Origin of the sequence: Pusillimonas sp. MFBS29 (assembly GCF_020687695.1) — a bacterium.
Taxonomy (GTDB): Bacteria; Pseudomonadota; Gammaproteobacteria; order Burkholderiales; family Burkholderiaceae_B; genus Pusillimonas_C.
Genome location: NZ_JAJEWL010000003.1, coordinates 40604 through 63147, shown reverse-complemented (window position 1 = coordinate 63147; position 22544 = coordinate 40604). Strand labels below are relative to the sequence as shown.

At 58.4% G+C, this 22544-nt stretch carries 23 protein-coding genes and 1 riboswitch; of the genes, 9 read left to right on the top strand and 14 right to left on the bottom strand.

The features are described from left to right. Positions 1 to 18 precede the first annotated feature (18 nt). Positions 19 to 489: a tRNA (cytidine(34)-2'-O)-methyltransferase gene (locus LKR43_RS05370; RefSeq protein ID WP_227682919.1), complete on the top strand. Its 471-nt coding sequence runs from the start codon at positions 19 to 21 to the stop codon at positions 487 to 489. 6 nt (positions 490 to 495) lie between these two features. Here LKR43_RS05370 and LKR43_RS05365 read toward each other — a convergent pair whose 3' ends face one another. Beyond that, complete coding sequence (locus tag LKR43_RS05365; RefSeq protein ID WP_227682918.1) at positions 496 to 1386, bottom strand: lysophospholipid acyltransferase family protein; 891 nt, start codon at positions 1384 to 1386, stop codon at positions 496 to 498. A gap of 3 nt (positions 1387 to 1389) precedes the next feature. After that, positions 1390 to 2238 (bottom strand): lysophospholipid acyltransferase family protein, encoded by an 849-nt coding sequence (locus LKR43_RS05360; RefSeq protein WP_227682917.1) that lies wholly within the window; start codon positions 2236 to 2238, stop codon positions 1390 to 1392. Positions 2239 to 2481: 243 nt separating this feature from the next. Here LKR43_RS05360 and metK point away from each other — a divergent pair, with 243 nt between their 5' ends. From metK to metF, 5 genes are all read left to right on the top strand, one after another. After that, positions 2482 to 3645: a methionine adenosyltransferase gene (metK, locus tag LKR43_RS05355; protein ID WP_227682916.1), complete on the top strand. Its 1164-nt coding sequence runs from the start codon at positions 2482 to 2484 to the stop codon at positions 3643 to 3645. Between the two features lie 12 nt (positions 3646 to 3657). After that, positions 3658 to 3873 (top strand): DUF1289 domain-containing protein, encoded by a 216-nt coding sequence (locus LKR43_RS05350; protein ID WP_227682915.1) that lies wholly within the window; start codon positions 3658 to 3660, stop codon positions 3871 to 3873. 57 nt (positions 3874 to 3930) lie between these two features. Continuing rightward, positions 3931 to 4030: riboswitch (S-adenosyl-L-homocysteine riboswitch) on the top strand. Positions 4031 to 4103: 73 nt separating this feature from the next. Then, positions 4104 to 5522, top strand: a complete 1419-nt coding sequence (ahcY, locus tag LKR43_RS05345) for an adenosylhomocysteinase (protein ID WP_227682914.1) — start codon at positions 4104 to 4106, stop codon at positions 5520 to 5522. A gap of 75 nt (positions 5523 to 5597) precedes the next feature. Further along, positions 5598 to 5936 (top strand): phage holin family protein, encoded by a 339-nt coding sequence (locus tag LKR43_RS05340; RefSeq protein ID WP_227682913.1) that lies wholly within the window; start codon positions 5598 to 5600, stop codon positions 5934 to 5936. Beyond that, positions 5933 to 6775, top strand: a complete 843-nt coding sequence (gene metF / locus LKR43_RS05335) for a methylenetetrahydrofolate reductase [NAD(P)H] (RefSeq protein ID WP_227682912.1) — start codon at positions 5933 to 5935, stop codon at positions 6773 to 6775. Before LKR43_RS05340 ends, metF begins: the two co-directional genes overlap by 4 nt. A 354-nt stretch (positions 6776 to 7129) precedes the next feature. Here the strand turns inward: metF and LKR43_RS05330 are convergent, their stop codons facing one another. Further along, positions 7130 to 7768 (bottom strand): 5-formyltetrahydrofolate cyclo-ligase, encoded by a 639-nt coding sequence (locus tag LKR43_RS05330; RefSeq protein WP_227682911.1) that lies wholly within the window; start codon positions 7766 to 7768, stop codon positions 7130 to 7132. Between the two features lie 27 nt (positions 7769 to 7795). Here LKR43_RS05330 and LKR43_RS05325 point away from each other — a divergent pair, with 27 nt between their 5' ends. Further along, positions 7796 to 9946 carry a transglycosylase SLT domain-containing protein gene (locus tag LKR43_RS05325; RefSeq protein WP_227682910.1) on the top strand — a complete coding sequence of 717 codons (2151 nt, stop codon included), beginning with the start codon at positions 7796 to 7798 and terminating at the stop codon, positions 9944 to 9946. After that, a complete protein-coding gene (locus tag LKR43_RS05320; RefSeq protein WP_227682909.1) occupies positions 9943 to 11079 on the top strand; it encodes a tRNA CCA-pyrophosphorylase in 1137 nt (378 codons plus the stop codon). The genes LKR43_RS05325 and LKR43_RS05320 overlap by 4 nt, the downstream gene beginning before the upstream one ends. Positions 11080 to 11140: 61 nt before the next feature. Here the strand turns inward: LKR43_RS05320 and LKR43_RS05315 are convergent, their stop codons facing one another. From LKR43_RS05315 to LKR43_RS05305, 3 genes are read right to left on the bottom strand one after another with little or no spacing between them, the layout of a single operon-like run. Then, complete coding sequence (locus tag LKR43_RS05315) at positions 11141 to 12127, bottom strand: tripartite tricarboxylate transporter substrate binding protein (RefSeq protein ID WP_227682908.1); 987 nt, start codon at positions 12125 to 12127, stop codon at positions 11141 to 11143. Positions 12128 to 12157: 30 nt separating this feature from the next. Then, positions 12158 to 12619 (bottom strand): MaoC family dehydratase, encoded by a 462-nt coding sequence (locus tag LKR43_RS05310; RefSeq protein WP_227682907.1) that lies wholly within the window; start codon positions 12617 to 12619, stop codon positions 12158 to 12160. Then, a complete protein-coding gene (locus LKR43_RS05305) occupies positions 12616 to 13869 on the bottom strand; it encodes a CaiB/BaiF CoA-transferase family protein (RefSeq protein ID WP_227682905.1) in 1254 nt (417 codons plus the stop codon). Before LKR43_RS05305 ends, LKR43_RS05310 begins: the two co-directional genes overlap by 4 nt. A 72-nt stretch (positions 13870 to 13941) precedes the next feature. Here LKR43_RS05305 and LKR43_RS05300 point away from each other — a divergent pair, with 72 nt between their 5' ends. Continuing rightward, the gene (locus LKR43_RS05300) at positions 13942 to 14853 is read left to right on the top strand and encodes a LysR family transcriptional regulator (RefSeq protein ID WP_227682904.1); all 912 of its coding nucleotides are present in this window, start codon (positions 13942 to 13944) and stop codon (positions 14851 to 14853) included. Here the strand turns inward: LKR43_RS05300 and LKR43_RS05295 are convergent. The 8 genes from LKR43_RS05295 to LKR43_RS05260 form a co-directional block, all read right to left on the bottom strand. Next, positions 14822 to 16024: a class I SAM-dependent methyltransferase gene (locus tag LKR43_RS05295; RefSeq protein WP_305080620.1), complete on the bottom strand. Its 1203-nt coding sequence runs from the start codon at positions 16022 to 16024 to the stop codon at positions 14822 to 14824. The two genes, LKR43_RS05300 and LKR43_RS05295, sit on opposite strands and share 32 nt — an antisense overlap. After that, on the bottom strand, positions 16021 to 16188 hold the full coding sequence (locus LKR43_RS05290) for a hypothetical protein (protein ID WP_227682903.1): 168 nt from the start codon (positions 16186 to 16188) through the stop codon (positions 16021 to 16023). The genes LKR43_RS05295 and LKR43_RS05290 overlap by 4 nt, the downstream gene beginning before the upstream one ends. A gap of 65 nt (positions 16189 to 16253) precedes the next feature. Beyond that, positions 16254 to 17879: a DEAD/DEAH box helicase gene (locus tag LKR43_RS05285; protein ID WP_227682902.1), complete on the bottom strand. Its 1626-nt coding sequence runs from the start codon at positions 17877 to 17879 to the stop codon at positions 16254 to 16256. A gap of 256 nt (positions 17880 to 18135) precedes the next feature. Continuing rightward, complete coding sequence (locus tag LKR43_RS05280; RefSeq protein ID WP_227682901.1) at positions 18136 to 18615, bottom strand: HIT family protein; 480 nt, start codon at positions 18613 to 18615, stop codon at positions 18136 to 18138. A 21-nt stretch (positions 18616 to 18636) separates the two neighbouring features. After that, positions 18637 to 20115: a polyphosphate:AMP phosphotransferase gene (pap, locus tag LKR43_RS05275; RefSeq protein WP_227682900.1), complete on the bottom strand. Its 1479-nt coding sequence runs from the start codon at positions 20113 to 20115 to the stop codon at positions 18637 to 18639. 8 nt (positions 20116 to 20123) lie between these two features. Further along, on the bottom strand, positions 20124 to 20918 hold the full coding sequence (gene trpC, locus LKR43_RS05270; RefSeq protein WP_227682899.1) for an indole-3-glycerol phosphate synthase TrpC: 795 nt from the start codon (positions 20916 to 20918) through the stop codon (positions 20124 to 20126). Continuing rightward, a complete protein-coding gene (trpD, locus tag LKR43_RS05265) occupies positions 20915 to 21949 on the bottom strand; it encodes an anthranilate phosphoribosyltransferase (protein ID WP_227682898.1) in 1035 nt (344 codons plus the stop codon). The genes trpC and trpD overlap by 4 nt, the downstream gene beginning before the upstream one ends. Before the next feature lie 26 nt (positions 21950 to 21975). Further along, positions 21976 to 22539: an aminodeoxychorismate/anthranilate synthase component II gene (locus LKR43_RS05260; RefSeq protein ID WP_227682896.1), complete on the bottom strand. Its 564-nt coding sequence runs from the start codon at positions 22537 to 22539 to the stop codon at positions 21976 to 21978. Positions 22540 to 22544: the final 5 nt, after the last annotated feature.

Sequence of the window (22544 nt, the reverse complement as noted above, 5' to 3'; positions counted from 1 at the left end):
GCCACTTTTAATGTTCTCATGGTACACATCGTCCTGGTCTCGCCCGAAATTCCGCCCAATACCGGTAACGTCATTCGTCTGGCTGCCAATACGGGTGCACGCCTGCATCTGGTACGGCCTCTGGGTTTCGAGCTGGACGACAAGCGCCTGAAACGAGCGGGGCTCGATTACCACGAGTGGGCGGACATCCAGGTTCATGACGATCTGAATGTGGCATTTGATGCCATTGGCGGCGACCCGGCCCGGCGCTTCGCACTGACGACCAAAGGCAGTCGCCTGATCGGAGCGTTTTCTTTTACTCCCGACGATGTATTTGTTTTCGGGCGGGAAACCGCAGGGCTGTCACCAGAGCAGCTGGCCTGCTTTCCTGAAACGCAGCGTTTGCGTTTGCCCATGCTGCCGCAACAGCGCAGCCTGAATCTGTCGAATGCTGTGGCGGTTACCGTTTTTGAGGCCTGGCGCCAGGCGGACTACGCAGGCGGCGTGTAGCGGCGGTCAGTAAATTCGGGGCTCGCCTTCGGGGCGTGTCTTGAATCGCCTGTGTACCCAATAATACTGGGGCGGATCAACACGTATCCACTGTTCAATCAGTTTGTTCAGGCGCGCTGTTGCGTCTTCGGCCGACTGCTCGCCCGGAAAATCCGCCAATGGCGGCAGAACCTCTATGGCATACCGACCTGTCGCGGTGTCCAGCCGGCTCACGATGGGGACCACTGCGGCATCCCAGGCTTTTGCGATCTGTGCGGTGGCCAGCAATGTGGCCGCCGGTACGCCGAAGAAGGGCACGAATACCGAGCCTGTTTCGCGGAAATCCATATCAGGCAGGTAGTACACCGGTATGCCGTTGCGCAAGTGCCGTATCAGTCCTCGCACGCCGGCGTGACGGCTGACCAGGTGCACGGTATTGAAGCGACCCCTTCCTTCGCGCACCAGCGTATCGACATCCGAGTCGCTCTGCGGTGTGTACATGGTTGCCGATTCGCTAAGGAAGAGGGTGAGTCGTGTTGCCGCGGCGTCCAGCCCGATAAAGTGAGGTGCGAGCAAGATGATCTTTCTGCGTGCCTTGAGCAGCGCATCCAGGTGTTCCAGCCCTGTGATCGGCGTGGCATCGAGAATAGCGTCTTTGGGACCGAACCAGCACAGGCCGCGGTCGACCACCGACAGGGCCAGCAAATGGAAATGCTGGCGCAGCCATGCCTCGCGTTCTTGTTCGGAGTGTTTCGGGAAGCACAAGGCAAGATTGGTACGTACGATGTGCACCCTTGAGCGCAGCAGCTTGCGTGTCAGCCATCCCAGCACGTGGGCCCATCGACGGCGCGTGGCGGGCGAGCAGCGGCCAAAATATGAAAATACCGAGCGAAGTAAAGGCAGCTTGTTCAAGGTCATTGACTAAGGATCGAGAGGACGCGGTGGTGCGTCTTTCGGGATTTTGTAGCGGTTGTAGCTCCATAGATACTGTTTCGGGAAACGCCGTATCAGTTGTTCCATGGCGCCGTTAATGGCGGTGGCCAGGTCATTTGGATCTTCTGGCAACGGTTCGGGCAGGCGCACATAATGTATGCGCCAGCCCTTGCCGGCGGGCAGGCGCTCTCCGGCCGTCAGTATCACTGCCACGCCGGTCTGGCGCGCCAGTCGGCCCGCCAGTGTCATGGTCAGCGCCTGCTTGCCGAAAAACGGTGCCCAGACCCCTTCGCCGCTGCCTGGTACCTGGTCCGGCAGCATGCCGACAGCCTCGTTGCGCTTGAGTGCGCGTACGAACTCGCGCACGCCCTGCATGGTAGCGGGTACGGCCTTCAGGCCGGACATGTTGCGCGCCTGTTCCATCACGGGCTCAAGAAAGGCCTGGCGTGGTGGCCGGTACATGACTGTAATCGGCCCGTGTTGCAGCAGGTAGCGCGCGGTGATCTCGAAACAGCCCAGATGAGGCGTCAAATATAAAATACCCCGGCCTTCTGCCAGGGCGGCACGCACGACGTCGTCGTCATCGCTGTGAGTTTTTTCCAGGCACTGTCGGATGCGCAGCCAGACCTTTGGGGTTTCCATGATCATGGCACCGGTTTCGGCTGCAGCCTTGCGGGCGAATCGTGCATCGGGGTAACCTGCCTGCCGTGCATTGGCCTGCAGCCTTCTGCGGTAGCTGCCGGGAAGCAGGTAGACGATGACTCCCGCCAGGCGGCCCAAACCATGCAAAGCAGGCAGGGGAAGCCAGGCCAGAAAACGAAACAGAGCCAGAAGCATAGCTGGAGCAATAACCCTTGTGTAAAAAGTGGAAACGTGAGTACGAATCTATTTTCGCTTAAAATAGGGTTTATCGCTGAGTTAACCGACAACTTGCGGGGCGATAGCACGATGCCTTGGGCATTGCGCAAAAAATCCGCTAAAGCGTCGCGCCCAGATACCAAAGCATAGCAACGGTCCAAGGTGCAACGCGTTTCGTTCAATCTCTTGCCGGGGCACCGGCGCTACCAAGGACGCATCGCTGTGGCAAATAACGATTTCCTTTTTACTTCCGAATCCGTTTCCGAAGGTCATCCCGACAAAGTCGCCGACCAAATTTCCGACTCCATCCTCGACGCCATCCTTACTCAGGATCCCAATGCCCGCGTTGCAGCTGAAACGCTGTGCAATACAGGCCTGGTTGTGCTGGCCGGTGAAATCACCACCACTGCCAATGTCGATTATATTCAGGTGGCACGCGACACCATCAAGCGCATAGGCTACGACAATACCGACTACGGTATCGACTACAAAGGTTGTGCCGTGCTGGTCGCCTACGACAAGCAGTCTCCCGATATCGCACAGGGTGTTGACCGCAGCGCCGAGGAAATACTGAACCAGGGCGCCGGCGACCAGGGCTTGATGTTTGGTTACGCTTGCGACGAAACGCCCGACCTCATGCCCGCACCCATCTGGTATGCGCATCGTCTGGTGCAGCGCCAAAGCGAATTGCGCAAAGATGGCCGCCTGCCCTGGCTGCGCCCCGATGCCAAATCGCAAGTTACTTTCCGCTATATCAACGGCAAGCCCGCCGAGGTCGACACCGTGGTGCTGTCCACTCAGCATGCACCCGAGATCTCGCAAGGCGACATCAGGGAAGCCGTCATTGAAAACATCATCAAGCCCAGCTTTCCCGATGGACTGCTGACGCCCAAAACCAAGTTCATGATCAACCCCACCGGCGTGTTCGTCATTGGGGGGCCGCAGGGCGATTGCGGGCTGACTGGCCGCAAGATCATTGTTGATACCTACGGTGGCGCATGCCCGCACGGTGGTGGCGCATTCTCGGGCAAGGATCCTTCCAAGGTCGACCGTTCGGCAGCCTATGCGGCGCGCTATGTGGCCAAGAATATCGTGGCAGCCGGTCTTGCGCGCCAGTGCCAGGTTCAGGTCAGCTATGCCATCGGCGTGGCAGAGCCCATAAACATCACCGTCTATACCGAAGGTACAGGCGTGATCCCCGACGAGCAGATTGCCCGGCTGGTACGGGAAAACTTTGATTTACGCCCGAAAGGCATTATCAATATGCTCGACCTGTTGCGTCCGATTTACGCCAAATCGGCGGCCTACGGACACTTCGGCCGTGCCGAGCCCGAGTTCAGTTGGGAAGCGCTGGACAAGGTACAAGCCCTGAAGCAAGCGGCATAAGCCAGAACCTCTATGGACACTTCCGAAATCCGGCGTGATGACGCCAGCAGCCTGAGCCCCACCGACTCGCCTTGCGTGGCGGTGTGCTCGACGCTGTATGACGACATCTGCCGTGGTTGCGGGCGTACGGCGATGGAAGTTGCCAACTGGGTCTTTCTTGACGACACCGAAAAGCGCGAGGTCTGGCAGCGCATTACTGAACAAGGCTATCCCCGACGCAAGGGGTAGGCGTTCGTTTTTCCTGCGCGCTGCGCATTCCTCAAATTAAGTACGCTACAATCAGGGCTTCCTGAGGAGCGCTGCAACGGCGTTGGGGCCGGCCTTGCCGAAGCCACCACCCGCTAGGCTCAGGTTGCCCTTTTCGTTACAACTGCGCTCATCGTTCCCCTTGCCAGGCGAAGATGAGCTCATGCTGTATTCGGCGCTTAGTCTGGCACAGGTTTATTGGATGATCACCCATGAATACTGTCGCAGACACCACTTTTACCGATTACAAAATTGCCGATATCGCCTTGGCAGAGTGGGGGCGTCGCGAACTTGCGATCGCTGAAACCGAGATGCCGGGCCTGATGGCCACGCGAGAAGAATTTGCTGCCGCACAGCCGCTGAAGGGGGCACGCATTGCCGGCAGCCTGCACATGACCATACAGACCGGGGTCCTGATCGAGACCCTGAAGGCACTGGGTGCGGAAGTACGCTGGGCTTCGTGCAATATTTTTTCCACTCAGGATCACGCTGCCGCTGCCATTGCCGCAGGTGGTACGCCTGTATTTGCCATTAAGGGCGAAACGCTGGAAGACTACTGGCAGTACACCCATCAGATTTTTGACTGGCCCAACGGTCAGTACGCCAACATGATTCTGGATGATGGCGGCGACGCCACCACGCTCTTGCATCTGGGTGCCAAGGCAGAGCAAGACATCTCTGTGCTTGATAAGCCAGGCAGCGAGGAAGAACGCATCCTGTTCGCGTCGATCAAGGCCAAGCTGGCCCAGGATCCGTCCTGGTATTCCACACGCCTGGCACAAGTGCGTGGCGTAACCGAAGAAACCACCACCGGTGTGCATCGCCTGTATCAAATGTCCCGCAAGGGCGAGCTGGCGTTTCCCGCCATCAACGTCAACGACTCGGTCACCAAGTCCAAGTTCGACAACCTGTATGGTTGCCGGGAGTCGCTGGTCGACGGCATCAAGCGTGCCACCGATGTCATGGTGGCAGGCAAGATTGCGGTTGTGTGCGGTTTTGGCGATGTAGGCAAGGGCTGCGCCCAGGCTTTGGCAGCGCTGCGTGCCCAGGTGTGGGTGACTGAAGTTGATCCTATCTGCGCGCTGCAGGCGTCTATGGAAGGCTATAAGGTCGTTACCCTGGACGAGGCTGCCGACAAGGCCGACATCTTCGTGACGGCTACCGGCAACTATCATGTGATCACTCGCGACCACATGAACAGCATGAAGGATCAGGCCATAGTCTGCAATATCGGCCACTTCGACAACGAAATCGACGTTGCCTCGGTCGAAGACCTTGAGTGGGAAGAAATCAAGCCTCAGGTCGATCACATCATTTTCCCTGATGGCAAGCGCATCATCCTGCTGGCCAAGGGTCGTCTGGTCAACCTGGGTTGCGCCACTGGCCATCCTTCGTTTGTGATGTCGGCATCCTTTACTAACCAGACCATCGCGCAGATCGAGCTGTACACGCGTGGTGAAGCCTACGAAAAAGGCAAGGTCTATGTATTGCCCAAGCACCTTGACGAAAAGGTTGCGCGCCTGCATCTGAAAAAACTGGGCGTGAAACTGACCGAGCTGCGTCAAGAGCAAGCCGACTATATCAATGTGCCGGTGGCCGGACCTTACAAGCCCGACCACTATCGTTACTAAGCATTTATCGTAGTCCACCGTGGCCTGCCCGGGTCACGGCAACAATGAGCAGTGCTCATTACCGGAGCGTAAATCATGGAACTCTTACTTGTCTGGATCCTGAACGCAGTCGCCTTGCTGATCGTGGCCTATATCCTGCCCGGCATCACAGTGGCTTCCTTTGGCTCGGCTCTGATCGCCGCATTGGTGCTGGGTCTGTTGAATACCCTGGTCAAGCCAGTGCTCATATTGCTGACCTTGCCTATTACCATCATCACGCTGGGCCTGTTCCTGCTGGTGCTTAATGCGCTGGTGTTCTGGTTTGCCGGCTCGGTGCTCAAAGGCTTTCAGGTCAATGGTTTCTGGTGGGCAGTCTTGGGCGCACTGGTTTACAGCATTGTCTCGGGTCTTCTGTCCAGGTTATTGACTTCATGAGCAACAAGCAAGCAATCAGTCTCGAGTTTTTTCCACCCCGCGATATTGCAGCACAGGAAAAACTGGTGCGCTCGGCCAAGCAACTGCTGGCCTTGCGCCCGGCGTATGTCAGCGTAACTTTTGGTGCCGGCGGGTCTACCCGTGCCGGAACCGCCGATACGGTGAAACTGATGCAGAAGCTGGGTTGCGATGCAGCACCCCATTTGTCGTGCATAGGCGCCAGCCGGTCCGAGCTGGCCGATATCCTGGATGTATATCGCGAGCAGGGTATCAAGCGGATTGTGGCGTTGCGTGGCGATCTGCCATCCGGCATGGGCGGCGATGGCGGCGAACTGCACTATGCCAGCGAGCTGGTCTCATTCATTCGTGAGCATAGCGGTGACTGGTTTCATATTGAAGTGGCCGCTTATCCCGAGATGCATCCGCAAGCCATCAGCGCCCAGGCTGATCTGGATCATTTTTTGGGCAAGGTGCAGGCAGGAGCAAATAGTGCAATTACGCAGTATTTTTTCAATGCCGATGCCTATTATGATTTTGTAGACCGGGTCCAGGCCAGGGGTGTGGATATACCTGTGGTGCCAGGCATCATGCCGATCACCAACTATACGCAGCTGGCACGGTTCTCGAATATGTGCGGGGCAGAGATCCCGCGCTGGATCAGGCTGCGTCTGGCAGACTATGGCGACGACAAGGCGTCGATCAAGGCGTTCGGCATCGATGTGATTTCACGTATGTCGCAAGACTTGCTGGATAACGGGGCGCCTGGCCTGCATTTTTATACGCTGAATAATGCGGAAGTGACTTTGGCGATCTGGAAGCGGCTGAGTCTGGAAGGGTGATGGTGCGCTGGTATTAATGCCATTGCTACAGTAACAGGCATTGTCACTGTTACTGCTATGACTGGCCAAGGTGGTGTATTGAACACCGCTGCGGCTTCACGCGCTGCGGCCCCTGGCTATGCCAGGGGCTTTCCGTTTCCGGCCACACAATCCAGGCGCGTGCGGAACTCGCAACGTGGGCAGCCCACTGGGCTGCCCACACCCTTGTTGCTCGAACAGCCGCACACTTGCATCCTGGATTATGCAGCCGGAAACGGCGCGCGCGAGGCGCCTGCGCGATGCCCAATACACCACCTTGGCCATATAGTAGTTGGCGTGACGGTGTCTGGAGTGCCGCATTCTATTAGGAGTCGATCACGTCAACACAGGCGCTGGTACTGCCCACCCCTTGTCGGTCAGAATCGAGTCCAGTCGGAAATCGTGCTCGGCGGGCGTATGTGCTATGCCGGCAACCGCCAGGTCGCCGGTGGCCCAGGCAATGCCTATGGCCGTGAAGCGGTGTCCCTGGGCCTTCAGGTCGGCCAGCGTGCGATCGTAATAGCCCTGGCCATAGCCCACCCTGTCACCCTGGCGCGTATAGCCCAGCGTGGGTACCAGAATGATATCGGGTGGCGGGGCGGCCGGTCCGACCGGTTCCTGTATGCCGTAGGCGCCTTCCTGCATGGCTGCCCCTGGTGTCCAGAATCTGAATTGCAACGGAGCGTTTGGAGTAGTGACGGCAGGCAGGGATACTTGGTATCCTTCTTCTTCCACCCACTGCTCCAGCAACGGTTGCAGTGGCGGCTCATCACCAATCGGCCAGAACGCTGCAATATGTTGCGGCACGGGTTTTCCGGCCTCACGCAAGGCAGTGCGCGTGGTAGCCAGCCACGTGAACAAGCGGCCACGAATCAGCAGCGCGCCTCGGTTGCGGTCAACAGGGTTCTGCGCAGCCCTCAAGGCCTTTAACTGCGTGCGTAGCGATGCTGCATTGTTCGGTGTGCTGTTATTCATTGCGACGTTATATGGGATCAAGTCAGGATGTTATTTAAACGACAACGGTATCAGAAAAGCCCGCAGCTGTCTGGAAGCGCTCGCTTGAGCCTGGCCCTTGCACTGGCGCTGGGTCTGGCAGGCTGTGCCGGGGCCGAGCGCAGCAGTGCCCCGGCCGATAACATCAACAAGGCCGGGGCGCGAGCTTCTGCTGCAGAAAGCAGGCAGGCAGCCACTGCCGCAGGTCTGGACATGAGCGCAGCGACGCTGCTTGCAAGCTTGTCGACCGATCGCAGTGTGTCAGATGTTGCCAGGCTGATCACACCGCCCAACGCGCGTGAAGCGGTCATCAGTGCGCGCGATGCCATGCAGAATAAGCAGTGGGCCGAGCTTGAAGCGCTGATTCCGTTGGCCAAGACTGACCCGGTGCTTGGTACTTACGCCGAATACTGGTCTTTGCGCCGCAAGTTGCAGGATCCTACCCTGCCTGTGCCGGATGATGAAATGAGGCGTTTCATGCAGGCGCATCCGGAAGGCTACTTAAGCGATCGCCTTCGGGGCGACTGGATTATCGCAGCGGCGCGTGCCGGCAACTATCGTCTGGCAGCCCAGCTGGGGCCTGTCGTAAACAGTAATTCGCTCGAGCGATGCTCAAGGTTGTTGTCTCTGCACATGCTGGGCGAGAAGGTCAAGGCCGAGCAGGTCATGGATACTTTTCAGCCCAATTCCATGTGCTGGAGCATGCTGGATCAGCTTGCCAGCAGCCAGGTCGTAAGCTGGAAAGACCTGCAACAGGAGCTGCGCGCTACGCTGGAAACCAGCAAAAAGGGTAATGCGCAACGGTTGGCCGCCATTATGTTCGATGGGTCTGAAATGAGGCAGTACGCTGCGCTTATGAACAACCCCAAGAAATGGCTGTCCGGTCGCAAGGCTCCGCGAACTCGTGCTGAAACAGAATTGACGGCCATTGCCCTGACGCGGCTGGCATACGGCGACCAAAGGGAATCCAATGCCGCATACGTTCAAAGCCAGTGGGCCAAGGTATTGCCCAAAAAGGATATGGAATGGGTCTGGAGCCAGTTCGGCCTGGTTGCAGCACTTAATGTCGAGCTGAATGCCGTTGACTGGTACCGTAAGTCAGGCAATATTCCCCTTACTGACTACAACCATGCATGGCAGGTGCGGTCCGAATTGCGCCAGCCGCGCATAGACTGGAATCGCGTCGATAAAGCCATACAGCGCATGAGCAAGCGGCAGGCTTCAGAACCTGTATGGGTGTACTGGCAGGGGCGTGCCCTGGCGGCGCTGGGCAATAAACAGGCTGCCACCGAGCACTATCGATCGATTGCCAGCGAGCTCGATTTTTACGGTCAATTAGCCAGCGAAGAGCTGGGCCTCACGCCGTCAATACCGCCGGCACCTGTCCCCCTTACGGTAGCGGAACTCAAAGAGGCCCTCGAGAATCCCGGCCTGCAGCGTGCCATCGCCCTGTTCGACCTTGGCTGGCGTCCTGAGGCCGTGCCCGAATGGAACTACACCTTGCGTGGCATGACTGATCGCCAGCTGCTGGCGGCTGCCGAGCTGGCACGTCACGAGCATATCTATGACCGCGTGGTGAATACTTCGCTGCAAACAGAAAGCGAAATCGACTTTTCTCAGCGGTTTGTCGCGCCCTTCGAAGGGCGCGTTACTGAAAAAGCACGGGAAATAAATCTTGATCCGGCCTGGGTCTATGGTTTGATCCGGCAGGAATCACGCTTCATCACCGATGCGCGCTCACGTGTGGGCGCTTCGGGTCTCATGCAGCTCATGCCGGCTACGGCCCGTTGGGTCGCCAAGAAAATCGGCATGACCGATTTCAAGCAGTCTTCAGTCAATGATTTCGACACCAATACCATTCTGGGCACCAATTATCTGAACATGGTGCTTAATGATCTGAACGGATCCGAAGTCTTGGCAACGGCAGGTTATAACGCGGGACCGCGTCGTCCGGTGCTGTGGCGCTCCAAATTCCAGGCGCCTGTGGAAGGTGCTATTTTCGCCGAAACCATCCCGTTCACTGAAACCCGCCTTTATGTGAAGAACGTCATGTCCAATACAACGTATTACGCCATGATGTTTACCGGCAAGCCGCAATCGCTCAAGCAGCGACTGGGTACGGTTTCACCGTCGCCCAATAAGCGTGTTGCCCTGCCATGAGCGTGAGTGGCGGCACATGTCGCGCGCCTGACCTGGCCGCCCAGGATCACGATCCGGCCATAGAAGGGCTTGATGTCTATATCGTAGGTGGCGCCGTGCGCGATGCCCTGCTTGACCTGCCGGCGGGCGACCGGGACTGGGTGGTGGTGGGCGCTGCACCGGAACAGATGTCCGCCAGGGGCTTTATTCCTGTGGGCGGAGACTTTCCGGTATTCCTGCACCCGAAAACCAAAGAAGAATATGCGCTGGCTCGCACCGAGCGCAAGTCGGGGCGTGGCTATAAGGGTTTTACTTTTTATACCGGTATCGATGTTACGCTGGAAGAGGACCTGCAGCGGCGCGACCTGACAGTCAACGCCATTGCGCAAGCACCGGATGGCCGTCTGGTCGATCCGTTGGGCGGGCAAGACGACCTGCAGCATCGCATCTTGCGGCACGTGGGCCAGGCGTTTGTCGAAGATCCTGTCCGGCTGTTGCGACTGGCCCGGTTTGCCGCGCGTTTCCATGAGTTTTCAATTGCACCTGAAACGCTGACGCTGGCCAGGCAGCTGGTTTCCGATGGCGAGGTCGATGCATTGGTGCCCGAACGCGTCTGGCGCGAGGTGGCAAAAGGACTGATGGTGCCGCAGGCCAGCCGGATGTTTCAGGTGTTGGACGATACCGGAGCGCTGGCCAGGGTGCTGCCAGGCCTGCGTTTCAATGAAGCGATTGCATCGGCGGAATTGGTCTGCGCCGCCAAGTCGGGTTTGAGTCTGGCGGCCCGGTTTGCACTGGTGTGCAGGTTGTCGGATGATCCACAAGGCGTTGCACGTCATGTGAAGGCTCCCGGCGAATGCCAGGATTACGCACGCCTGCTTCCCGTCATATTGGATGGCATCAGTGCGGCAGAACCGGCCGCATGGCTGGCGCTTATCGAACGATGCGATGCCTTGCGCAAGCCTGACCGGTTTCTGGCGTTGGTCGGTGCGGCCGGGTGTGTGAAAGAGATCGACGCAGGGGCCTGGGAAAGGCGCGTCCAGGCCGTGCGTGCAATTGATGCCGGCGCCATAGCCCGGGCTGAGCAAGGACGCCCGGAACGCATCAAGGCCGCGCTTTACGAAGCGCGCCTGGCCGCGTTGAGCGGCGTCAAATGACAGGGCTGAAAAAAGGGGGCGAGGCGTCAGATGAGCCCCGCCCGGTCTGCAAGCTGACAGCTTAGTTCAGTTTGACGCCGGCTGCCCTGATTACGTCACCCAGACGCTTGATTTCATTTTGGATGTAGGCCGCGTAGTCTTGTGAGCTCGACCCCAGAGGCTGCGCGCCTTGTTTGGCCAATTGCTCAAGTATGCTCGGCGTTTTCAGTGCGGTCAGAATTTCCGTATTGAGCCGTTCTATGATGGCCGGGGGTGTTCCTGCCGGCACGACTATGCCTTGCCAGGCACCCATGTCGAACTCCGGAATCACGCTTTCTGCCACGGTGGGTACATCGGGAAGCTCCGGGCTGCGTTGTTTGCTGGTGATGGCCAGTGCCTTAAGGCGGTTTGCACGTATGTACGGCAGAGAGTCGTTCATCGTATTGGTCATGAAAGCGGTCTGGCCACCGACCAGATCCGTCATGGCCGGCGCGCTGCCCCGGTAAGGAATATGCACCGCATCAATACCGGTCGACTGATTGAACAGGAAGGCGGTCAGGTGGGTGATGTTCCCTGCGCCAGCACTGCCATAGGAAAGCTTGCCGGGGTTTTTCTTGGCGTACTCGATGAATTCCTGAACAGTGTTGGCTGGAACGGACGGGTGTGCCAGCAATACCATCGGTATCACGGCAGTCGATGTGACGGCGTCAAAATCCTTCACGGGATCGAATGCAAGTTCCTTGAACAGGTTGGGGCTGAGCGAGATCGACGATGTGTTGTAAAGAATGGTGTAGCCGTCTGCTTTGGCGTTGGCCGCCGCTGTCATTCCTATGGTGCCGTTTGCACCGCCACGATTATCGACCACCACGGGTTGCCCGACCTGTTCCGACAATTGCTTGGCAATCACGCGGGCGATCAGGTCAGTGGGGCCTCCGGGCGGGAAAGGAACGATCATGGTGATGGGGCGTTCCGGCCATGTATCTGTCTGTGCCTGGGCTTGCGTGTTGAATGCGAGCGCCAATGGCAACGTTGCCAGAGCGGCGCATAGCTTGCGTCGAATGTTGTGCATGAGATCTCCTTGGGTGTGTTATTTGACGATTTATTCTGGTTTGCCCGCCAGCATGCGGGTGGCGGTATAAGTAATGACGTCTTCGTTGCGCTGATTTTTAACGTCGATGCGCGACTCCACAATGGCGCGATTTCCCGTGGATGTCGGGCGAACAAGCGTTACCTCTACCTCGGCCCGGACGGTGTCTCCAACCATGACGGGCGCGAGCATTTTCTTGTGGACTTCCAGCAAGGCCAGGCCGGTGCCCTGGATCATGCCTTGCATGAGCAGTCCTTCGATGAGTCCGTAGGTGAGCGCGCCCGGCACCGGCCGGCCCTTGATGGCGCCTTCATAGGTCGTATCGATAAAAATGGTCTCGAGCATGCCGGTGGTGCTGATGAAGTTGACCAGATCGGTTTCGGTAATGGTGCGTCTGAAGGTCTGGAAACGTTGTCCCGCCTTCAGTTCCTGCCAGTAGTAACCCCGGCCAAGTGTAGGGAGTGTGTGGCTCATTGCTCCTCCTTTATTGATATTGCGTGTGCCGCCTGCGTTGCCTGGGCGCGTCCTGCCGCGCCAGTCTGCAGCATCTGGTCGATTCGGGCCTGCGACAGCCCTGATTGCAGAAGTATTTCTTGAGTATGCTCGCCCAGCCTGGGAGGCATGGTGGGCGGCACACGAGACTTTTCCATAACGACGGGGTTGCGCGTAAAGCGATAGGTATTGTCATGATCGTCCTGCATCTCGACAAAGAAATTCACGCTGCGCAGATGCTCGTCCTGGTCCAGGTCTTCCAGCGAATTGACGCGGGTTGCCGGGATCTCGTTTTGGGCGCAGAAGTCCAGCCATTCCTGGGTGGAACGCTGCAGCATGGTGGTGCCGGCGATTTCGTAAAGCTGGTCAATGTGGCGGGTGCGTGCTGAAATGCTCGTAAATCGAGGATCAGCGGCCAGCGCCGCCTGGCCATTGCCTTCAAAAAAACGCTTCCAGTGAGTATCGGTGTACGGCATGATGCAGATATAGCCGTCTGCGGTCTGATACGGTTTGCGCCACGGCGTCAGTATGCGCGGGTAGCCCGCTGCTTCCCCTGTAGCAGGCAGGTGCTTGCCGTAAAGGTGTTCGACCAGCATGTAAGAAGTCATGGACTCAAACATGGGTATCTCTACGAATTGGCCCTGTCCGCTGCGTTCGCGCTGAAACAGCGCCGCCAGGATGGCATGCGCAGCGATGAGTCCACATGTTTTGTCGGCTGCGATGGTGGGCAGGTAGCGGGGCGTTCCGGTCTGGCGCCTCACGATGTCGGCCACACCGCTCAACCCCTGGATCGTATCGTCGTAGGCCGGATGTCCTTCGTAGGCGCCGCCATTGCCGAAGCCGTGCAGGCCTGCGTAGATCAGCCGGGGATTGCGGGCGCACAGGGTCTCGGGATCCAGTCCCAGCCGGGCCATTTTTTGTGGGCGTATGCTGTGCATGAAGACGTCAGCCTGATCAACCAGCGTCAGCAAGGCATTCCGGGCTGACTCCTGTTTCAGGTCAAGGACGACGCTACGCTTGTTCCGGTTGATGCCCAGGAAAATTGCTGAAAGGCCGGTTTCGATTGCCGGACCGGTGTTGCGGGTGGAGTCACCGGCCGGCGACTCGATCTTGACGACGTCGGCGCCGTAATCAGCCAGTATTTGCGAAGCATACGGACCAAAAACGACAGAGGTCAGGTCAAGGACGCGGATGCCGCCCAGGGCTGTGTTGGTGTAAGACAATAGACTCATGATCGCTAGAGCGTAACGAAGCCAGCTATAATGGTCTAATATTGTTTAAGTATTGATTGATATTTAATTATTATGGCTGTCAGCCTGCGTCAGTTTCAGCAATTAATTGCAATTGCCGAGTTCGGCACCTTTCGACGTGCGGCCGAAGCGCTTTTTATCGCACAGCCTGCGCTGTCGGTATCCATTCAGAAGCTCGAACAAGAGGTTGGCGTTCAGCTGCTTGATCGCGGCGCACGCGGCGTTACCCTGACGCCGGCTGGCGAAGCAATGCTTGAAGACGCCCGGGCCGCCTTGTTCTATGCTGACCAGTCGTGCCGTACGGCACGTTTGGTTGCCCTCGGAGAGTGGGGTAGTCTGCGACTGGGTTTTGTTGGTTCTGCCACCTATGCCTTGCTGCCGCTGTCGCTTAATGCGTTCCGCAGTCGCTATCCCAATGTCAAGCTTGAATTAAGGGAAGACAGCTCGCTTGGCCTGATGTCCATGATACGCAGTCATCAGCTCGACGCAGGCCTGGTGCGGGGGCCCATAGCAGACGATCCCGCGCTGGAGTCATGGGTGATCCAGCGCGACGATCTGGTCCTGGCGGTTCCCTCCCGGCATCGATTTGCTTCGCAGCGGGCGATCAGCCTGGAGCAATGCCGTAGCGAAGACTTTGTCATTTATGCATCCACGATCGTTCCGGGGCTGCATAGCGTTGCCTTGACGCTATGTCTCGCAGCGGGATTCACGCCTCGTATCAAGCAAGAGGCAATACAGGTGCAGACGCTTGTCAGCCTCGTCGCCAGCGGCCTGGGCGTAGCATTGGTGCCGGGCGTGACACGCTCATATGCATCGGATCATGTTCGTTTCATCGAACTGTCAGATCCTGCGGCGCGTAACTGCCTGTCTTTATTGCTGTTGGCACGACGCGATACACGATCGCCGCTGGTGGCGTACTTGCGTGACAGCATGCTTACAGTCGGTCGCGACGATCACCGCGAATAAAGCCCAGCAGTGGCTGATCCATGCCGCGACCTATGGCCAGCACCTTGAAGAGCTCGCCCATTTCTGCTTCCGACAACAGCTTTTGCACTGCCGACAAGGTTTGAGTCTGTGTAGCCGGCGAGGTGCCGATCGGGGCTGGGTGGGCCAGCAATTCAGGCAAACCGGCATTCATCAGAAAGCGCGCCTGTGATGTATAGCCCAGAACGTCCAATCCACCTTCGAGCGCTGCGTCGGCCATGGCGGTAAAGTCAACATGAGCGGTAATGTCCTGCAGGCCGGCATACAGCAGCGGCTGTGCATGTGCGTGATGGCGGTAGTGGCACATGAGTGTGCCTTCAGCCCTTTGCGGATGATAGTACTCGTGCTGGGGAAAGCCATAGTCAATCAGCAGGGCGGCGCCTTGCTTGAGCCATGTACTCATTTCCCTGACCCAGGCTTCGGCTCGCAGATTGATTTCAGATTGGTAGCCTGGCAGGGGCGGCATGCGCCTGGCCAGGATTTCTTGCAATTGGCTTGTGGCCGTGCGCTGTGCGAGTTCGAAAGGGCTGCTGGTATCGTCAGCCGTTGCGGGTGCCATGCGTACGCCAAGCTCCTGCAGCTGCCCTTGCTGATCCCAGCTGAACAGTGTTACAGGCATGGCGTCAAGCACTTCATTGGCCAGTATGCAACCCGAGAATTCGTGGGGTAAGGCCGTCAGCCATTGCACGGCATCGCCAAATGATGCAAGTTGCTGGCGCTGGCGTTGTTGCAGGTCGCCCGACACTTCCAGGATCTGATAAACAGGATCAAGCCCCAATTCGCGCAAGGCGGGAATCATGGCGGCAGCCATGGCGCCCGATCCTGCGCCAAACTCCAGTACCGTGCATGAATCGCTGGCCAGCAAAATCTGCCTGACCTGCCGGGCGAGTGTCTGGGCGAACAAGGGCGTGAGCTCGGGTGCCGTGGTGAAGTCGCCTGTGGGCAAGGTGGCGCCGAATTTTGTGCTGCCGGCCGCATAGTAGCCCAGGCCGGGAGCGTACAGCGCCATATCCATCCATTGCTCGAACGGCAGGAACCCTGATTCGCTGTCCTGAATTTGCCGGCTCAGGTAATGTTCTACAGCTTGCTGATGGGCTCGTGCCCCGGCGTCGGGCGCGGGCAGGCCCGCAGGGATTGATTCGGCGCGCTTCAAGGCTTTTTCTTCCGGTTCATCTGGTACAGGCTGTAGCACATGGACGCCAGAAAGGCCACCAGCAACGAGACGGTGATGGCAACGATGTAATTGTTGAAGACTATCCACAAGGGTATCGACAACAGGAACGCAAAAAATAGCGGCTTGTGCAGTAGCTGTTTCATGCCGCTATTGTAACGAGTGCTGGACTGGCCAGCCCGTGTGGGCTGAACCAGTTACCGTTTATCGGTCAGGCAAATTCGCTGCGACGGGCTGCACTTTTACCACGGGTCGAAGTGGGCTTGCCGCTGGAAAAACCGGGGCGGGCCGCAGGGCGACCGGCTGGCTTGGGCCCCTTATGTGCAAACTCGGGGCGTGCTGCGCGGGCAGGGCGGTCACCGAACGCAGGGCGATCGTCGCGTGCGGGGCGGCCAGCATAGGCCGGACGGTCGCCCTGGCCTGCGCGTTCGCTGCGCGGAGAACGATCCCCGAATGCAGGCTTGTCGCCAAATGCGCGCTCGCTGCGTGCCGGACGGCCTTCATACGCGGGTTTGTCGGCAAAGCGCGGCTTGCCGCCAAAGGCTGGTTTATCGCCGTAGGGTGCGCGATCGCCCTCGGGCTTACGACCGTAGCTGGGTTTGCCACCGCCGAAACCTGGCTTGCCGCCAAAACCGCCACGCGAACCGAATTTCTTGCCACCGCTACCCTTGCGGTCGGTGTAGGTGGGGCGCGCCGTTTTCTTGGGCTCCAGGCCTTCGATGACTTCGGCGGGTATGGGCTGACCGATGAAGTGTTCGATACGACGTACTTTATGACGTTCGGAGTGCGTGGCCAGCGTGTAAGCCAGCCCGCTGCGTCCGGCGCGGCCGGTACGGCCAATACGGTGGACGTAGTCTTCGGCTTGCATGGGCAAGTCGTAGTTGAAGGCGTGGCTGATGCCCTGAACGTCAATGCCGCGTGCGGCGACGTCGGTGGCAACCAGGATGCGCAGCTTGCCTTTTTGCAGCATGCCCAGGGTACGGGTGCGCTGGCGCTGGTTCATGTCACCATGCAGTGCCGCTGCGGCAAAGCCCTGGTCGGCCAGGCGATCGGCCAGATCGTCGGCGCCACGCTTGGTCGAAGTAAAGACTATGGCCTGATCCAGGTTGCTGTCGCGCAGCAGGTGGTCCAGCAGGCGCATCTTGTGGCCATTGTCGTCTGCGTACAGCAGGCTTTGTGTAATGTTGCTGTGTTTCTGCTTGTGGCCGGAGATCTCGATCTGCTGAGGATCGCGCATCATCTTGGCGGCCAGACGGGCAATCGTGCCGTCCAGCGTGGCCGAAAACAGCAAGGTCTGGCGATCTTCCGGCGTACGGCTGACGATGGTTTCAATGTCTTCAATGAAGCCCATGTCCAGCATGCGGTCGGCCTCGTCCAGCACCAGTGTGTGAACGGTGGAAAGGTTGACACGCTTGGCTTGCAGGTGGTCGATCAGGCGGCCGGGAGTGGCAACCAATACGTCGACGCGACGCGACAAGGCTTTCAGTTGCGCGCCATACGGCATGCCTCCAACGACCACGGCCGTGCGCAGATCCCGCAGGTGTGCGCCATATTGCTTGGTGGCGTCGGCAACCTGCATGGCCAGTTCGCGGGTAGGTGTAAGAACCAGCACTTGCACACCCGAGCCCTTGTTGGGGGGCATGTGAGAGATGCGGTTCAGGGCGGGCAGCATGAAGGCTGCGGTTTTACCGCTGCCGGTTTGTGATGAAACCATCAGGTCGTGACCTGCCAGTGCCTTGGGGATGGCGGCAGCCTGGACTGAGGTGGGCTCGGTAAAGCCGGCTTTCAGAACGGCAGACAACAGGGAAGGGGCGAGACCTAAAGTATCGAAAGACATGTGTATCCTTTGCCGGATGAACGGCATGCACATAGCGAGGGGCGATGGAAGTGAGCCCGGAGCGCTGGTTGATTGGAGCATCGTGCCGACCGAATCAACCTAAGGTGCAGCGTTTTGGATACGCAGCGAGAGGCTCGGAGGTCAGGGAGCGATGGCGTTCGACATGGGTGCTGACGAATCAGTCAACTGCTAGCGACAGCGTGTGCTGTATGAAAATGTCGACGCGTAAAAATGCAGTGCGAGAATTATAACTACATTATGGCTTGGGGGTAAACCCTATGTTGCTGCGCAGCAACATATCATGTAACTCAGCCCGGTATTGCGGCAGCTTTGCATGGATTTCGGCCTGCTGTTCGACCCAGGCGGCGGCCTGTTCAGGAGTGCGGGCCGGCGCGGCAGCCCAGATGGCTTCGGGGTAATGGCTATCGTTCGTCCAGCGCGGAATTATGTGCCAGTGCACATGAGGCACCATATTGCCGAACTGGGCCAGATTGACTTTGCTGGGCTGAAGCACCTTGCGCTGAGCTTGTTCCACCAGCCAGACGGCTTCCATTAATACGTTGCGCGCCTCTAGCGGCAAATCAGTCATCTCGGCGACATGTTCCTGCCAGATGACGCGGGTAAAGCCCGGGTGCGCGGGTTCGTTTGCGGCAATGACACGCAATTGCCCGTTTTGCCATATGATGCGGCCGCCAGGTTCGTGGCATAAAGGGCAGGCGTGGTCGGGTCGTGTCATGATGAGTCGTGTTAACAGGTTCTAATCCAGGTCCAGGGCGTTTTCGAGCGCCTTGACGACCTGCTGGAGTACCGCCACGCGTGCATGGGGCTTGTCGTTGGCAGATACTACGTGCCATGGGCAAGCTTGTGTGCTGGTGTACTTGAACATATCGTTGGTCGCCTTTGTGTAGGCATCCCATTGCTTGCGGTTGCGCCAGTCTTCGGGCGTGATTTTGAACGACTTGAAGGGCGAATCCTCGCGTGCACGGAAACGCTCAAGCTGCTCTTCCTTGCTGATGGCCAGCCAGAACTTCAGAACCACGGTGCCACTGGCCAGCAATTGTGATTCAAACTGATTGATTTCCTCGTAAGCGCGCTGCCATTCAGTTTCGGTTGCGTATTTTTCTACCCTTTCGACAAGCACCCGTCCGTACCAGGAGCGATCAAAAATCGAAATGTGCCCGGGAGCCGGCAAGTCGCGCCAGAAGCGCCAAAGATACGGGCGGGTAAGTTCTTCGGTCGATGGGGCAGAAATGGGGATGGCGCGAAACTGGCGTGGATCCAGTGCATGAGTAATGCGCCGTATGGTTCCGCCTTTGCCGGCTGCGTCCTGGCCTTCGAATACCAGCACCACCGGTGTCTGGGCAAATTTCTTGTGGCGCACCAGGCGGGCCAGGCGTCCTTGCCATTCGGGCAGAAGTTTGTCGTACTCGTCTTCGCCGAGCCTGGCGCTGTAGTCGAGATTGTCGAGGGAAGGTGCCGGCGATTCAAGCGTGGCCGTGTCAGCCTGGCTGATCGGCTGTCTGGGTGCGATGCGTCGTTTGCGCAGGGCGGCCAGTATGACCTGTCCGGTGCTGATCTCACGCATTTGCGTGTCGGCGGCCGGAATGACTGCCCAGGGTGCATGCGCTTCGTGTGTCAGCGATATGGCCAGTGCGCCGGCATCGCGCAGGCGCGGGAATTTTTTCTTTACTTTAAGGTCTTCAGGGCGCACCTGCCAGGCAGTATCAGGATCGGACAGCAGCTTTTCAGTACGGTCGCTTTGTGCCTGCCGTGACAGGTGATACCAAAGCTTGACGACCTGAACCCCGTTTTGCGCCAGCGTACTTTCGAATTCGCGTACGGCACGCGACAGCGCCAGCAAGCGTTTCTGCCTGGGTTTTTTACGAGCCGCCTCTTGCAGCAACGGCCGGTACCATGAACCAAACACAATACCGGTCTTCCCTTTGGCCGGCAGGTTCTTCCAGTAGCGCCAAAGCCAGGGCCGACCTTGTTCGGATGCTGAAGGCGGGTCGAATGCCAGCGTGTGTATATGGCGGGCATCCATCCATTCGTTCAGCATGCACACGGTGGCGCCTTTGCCGGCCCCATCAATGCCTGCAATGACGATGAGCAGGGCGCAATTCTTTTGCTGGAGCCTTGCGTACTGTGCCTTGAGCAAGGCGGTGCGCAGCTCGTCCTCAAGCGGACCTGCTTCTTCTTTGGACAGCTCAGGGTCGGATTCGGCAAGCTCGAACATAGGTGGCCTTAATGGTTGAAGAACAGCTCTTGCAGCGCGACGCCGGGCTCAGGAGCCTTCATGAAGGCTTCGCCGACCAGAAAGGCATGAACTTCGTGCTCGCGCATCAGGGCGACATCTGCCGTGGTCAGGATGCCGCTCTCGGTGATTACGCGCTTGCCCGCCGGTATCTCGGGCAGGAGGTCCAGGGTAGTCTGGAGCGAGGTTTTAAAAGTGCGCAGATTGCGGTTATTGATGCCAAGCAGCGTGGTTTCAAGCTGCAGGGCAATATCGAGTTCGTTGCGGTCATGGACCTCGACCAGCACGTCCATGCCCAGTTCACGGGCCACGCTTTCGAACTCGCGCAGTTGTTGCGGGCTGAGTGCCGCCACGATCAGCAAGATGCAGTCTGCCCCCAAAGCGCGCGCATGCACGATTTGATAGGGGTCGATGATGAAATCCTTGCGCAACACCGGCAGCGTGCAGGCTGCCCGTGCCTGGCGCAGGTAGTCATAAGATCCCTGGAAGAACTTGACGTCGGTCAGCACCGAAAGACAAGCGGCCCCGTGCGCAGCATAAGAGGTCGCAATGTCTACCGCATTGAAGTTCTCGCGTATGACACCTTTGGAGGGCGATGCTTTCTTGACCTCGGCGATAACGCCGGGCTTGCCCTGTGCGATCTTTTCTTCAATGGCGCGTGCGAAGCCGCGCAGATCCTTGCGGCTTTTTGCTTCACGCAAGACATCCGATTCGCTGCGCATCTGACGTGCGGTAGCGACTTCGACCTTCTTGGTCTCCAGGATATTGGCAAGAATATCGTTCATTGTTTAAACGTCCGTGTGTACGTGCAGAATTCATCCAGTTTGGCGCGAGCAGCGCCACTGGCGAGTGATTCGAAGGCCATCTTCAGGCCTTGCTCGATGGAGTCGGCCTTATTGCCGGCGTAGATGGCCAGCCCTGCGTTCAGGCCAACGATATCACGAGCCGGCCCGTCGACATTATTCAGGGCATCAAGCACCATGGCTGCCGATTCAGACCGGTTGCTGACCTTGATGGACCGGTTCGATACCATGGTCATTCCGTAGTCTTCAGGGTGAATTTCGTATTCGCTTATTTTGCCGTCTTTCAGTTCGCCAACCAGTGTGGCAGCGCCCAGTGAGGCTTCGTCCATGCCGTCTTTGCCGTGTACGATGAGCACGTGGTTGGAGCCCAGGCGCTCGAGGACGCGAACCTGTATGCCGACCAGGTCGGGATGGAAGACACCCATCAGTTGATTGGCGGCTCCGGCCGGGTTGGTCAAGGGCCCCAGAATGTTGAAAATTGTCCGTACGGCCAGTTCTTTGCGCAAGGCGCCCACGTTTTTCATGGCACTGTGATGGGCGGGGGCGAACATGAAGCCGACGCCGGTGCGTTCCAGGCTTTCTGCCACCTGCTCGGGGCTGAGCATGACGTTGACGCCCAGCTCTTCAAGCACGTCGGCGCTGCCGGAAGAAGACGACGCGCTACGGCCGCCGTGCTTGGCAATTTTCACGCCTTGCGAAGCCGCCACGAACATGGCGGCTGTGGAAATGTTGAAGGTGTTGGAGCCATCGCCACCGGTGCCGCACATGTCCAGCAGATCTTGTGTATTGGGTATGTTTACCGGCAAGGCAAATTCGCGCATGACCTGAGCGGCCGCGGTGATTTCGCCGACGGTTTCCTTTTTGACACGCAGGCCCATGAGCAGTGCGCTGGCGATGGTCGGCGACATTTCACCGCGCATCAGCATGCGCATCAGGTGCAGCATCTCGTCGTGGAAGATTTCACGATGCTCAATACACCGCGACAGTGCTTCGGCAGGGGTGATGGTGGTCATGGGGGTTTCCTTGTCTTTTATCTGCATTAGATCGCCAGAAAGTTTTTCAGTAAAGCATGGCCGTGCTCGCTGAGCACCGATTCCGGGTGGAACTGCACGCCATAGATCGGCATGGTCTTGTGGCGTACCCCCATGATTTCACCATCGTCGGTCTGGGCCGTGACTTCCAGGCACTCGGGCAGGGTTTCACGCTTGATGGCAAGGGAATGGTATCGGGTAACGTCGTAAGGTGACGGCAGACCGGCAAAAACGTCGGTGCCGCTATGCGTAATGCTGGAAACCTTGCCGTGCATGATCTGTTTTGCGCGCACAATGTCACCGCCAAAGGCTGCCCCGATGGCCTGGTGGCCCAGGCATACGCCCAGTATGGGCAACTTGCCGGCGAAGTGCTGTATCAGCTCTATGGATATGCCGGCTTCGGCCGGTGAGCAGGGGCCGGGCGATACGCAGATGCGTGCCGGATTCATGGCGGCAATCTCTGCCACAGTTGTCTGGTCGTTGCGCAGCACGCGCACCTCTTCGCCGAGTTCGCCGAAGTACTGCACCAGGTTGTAGGTAAACGAATCGTAATTATCAAGCATCAATAACATGTGCT